This is a genomic window from Ursidibacter sp. B-7004-1 (assembly GCF_053654055.1).
The window spans coordinates 1-1871 of record NZ_JBSIUP010000073.1; the positions used below are offsets into that span (position 1 = coordinate 1).

The following is a 1871-nucleotide window of genomic DNA, read 5'->3' on the forward strand; positions in this document are numbered from 1 at the left end:
CTGTGGTTTTCAATATTTTCAGTCGTCAGCGTACCTGTCTTCATTGTGTGGTTCGCTTTATCACCTTGAGCATTGATAATGCCACCTTTTAAGTGGGTGTTTTCTGTTACATTGATAGTCGAGCTTTCGTTGATATGAAGGCCCGATTGCTGAGTTACTTGAGCATAATCCACCTTCGCTTTGTTTTGGCTGAACTGTGCAGATGCACTTCCTCCACTTCCCCAAGCAAATGCCGCGTTTACACCACCTTGGGTTTGTTTACTGTCATATTTTTCACTATCTTGCACACTCTCAATATGCAGATTTTTGGTCTCAAGGTTTAAGTGGTTAATGTTCGCCGTTGCTCCTTTTAAGGTGGTTGTCTCTTTTGCCTTAATGGTTAAGCGGTTACTGTTGATTTCCGTATGGTTTTGCACTTTAGCGTCACTGTTAGAATGTCCTTTGCCGATATTGACAGCTCCTTCAACCCCAAAACCTTGTGAACCACCTGATTTACCTACAAATACCCCTACACTCCAACTACTGCTCTTATTATCGGAGCGGTTACTTTGGCTATCTGTCGTTGCCAGTAAATTGACGTTATTACCCTCAAGCGTTGTCTCATTTGCATCAATTTTTGAGCCAACAATCGTATTATCTCCCTCTGTTGCCCGAATGATGAGTTTATCTGCACTTAATACACTGCCCTGATGGGTCGTTTACCGCAACATCTTGGACTTTTTCATACCAAAATAACATTTATCATATTCGCTTATTTAAATATTTTCCTATAAATAAAAGATATAAAATCAAGTGAAATTTCAATAGAAACTATAATAAACGGTAACACTATTGAAGTGATAAAAGATCTAAAAATCATTTCATTATCTAAAAAACCATACTCACAATAAACATATAACCCCCACCCCAATCCCAAAAAATTAAAAAAAGGAAAAAGAATAGCAAACCATATTATAAAACTGTAAGTATATTTATTTTTTATTTTCATCAGCTTCTCCTTTTAATTCCATTTTGGGAAGTTGATTATTTATAATTTCATAAATTGAAGCTCCACCAGCGGCTCCTGAAACTTGAGGGACATTACTTAACCTTGGCTGATAAGAGATGCCTAAATACCCCGTATCTTTCCACTCATATTTTTTATAAATTGGATTAATAATTGGATTTAGTTTATTAACAATCCCGTCCGTTACTTTATATCCAATCGCTGAAGCACTTCCGGAATATAGGGCTGAAAGAGCTGGGTTATCATTATTATTAATTTGAGATGAATAATATCCTCCCAGTGTATTTACATTTACTGTCTTAGCAAGACTACTATTAGTCGTAGATTTAGCAATAATACCAGTCATTAATAAATCGGATATTTTTACATCACCTGATAAAACATATTGCCCTCCTGCGTTAATTGTCATAGCTGCTGAAGTGGATAATGCTGCTGATTTAGAATTGTTAGCTAACACCCCTCTCCCTCCTATCAAGAGAAATGGCCAATTTGTAGGATCTGCCCCATAATAAATAACCCTATCCATTGTGGAGATATTATTGTTCAGATACAACAAATCATTATTATTTAAGTAGCTAACAATTTTTATTGTTTCATCATCTTGTAACGGTGTGCTTAGATAAATTCTACCTGTCGTATCATTTTTTACTCTGGCAACATTTGTGTGGGCATCTATTATTTCCTCCATACCGGCACATCTAACACCACCCTCTGAGCATTTACGTCTTAACTCTTGACTTCTGTTATTGCTAATATCTAGGTATTGCTGCACGACATGCGAACAATCTTGATTGTTTTTCTTACACTCAACTAGCTCTTTTTCAAATTTAAGAGCTTCATTAGAGGTTAGATAATTATTCTCCAC

At 36.1% G+C, this 1871-nt stretch carries 2 protein-coding genes; both read right to left on the reverse strand.

Annotated elements, in window-relative coordinates:
• Positions 1-659, reverse strand: a 659-nt coding sequence (locus ACWIW0_RS11255) for a hemagglutinin repeat-containing protein (protein ID WP_454453389.1), incomplete at its 3' end; no start/stop codon positions are given.
• Positions 660-971: 312 nt separating this feature from the next.
• Positions 972-1871: hypothetical protein (locus tag ACWIW0_RS11260; protein ID WP_454453388.1), on the reverse strand; the 900-nt coding region annotated here is incomplete at its 5' end.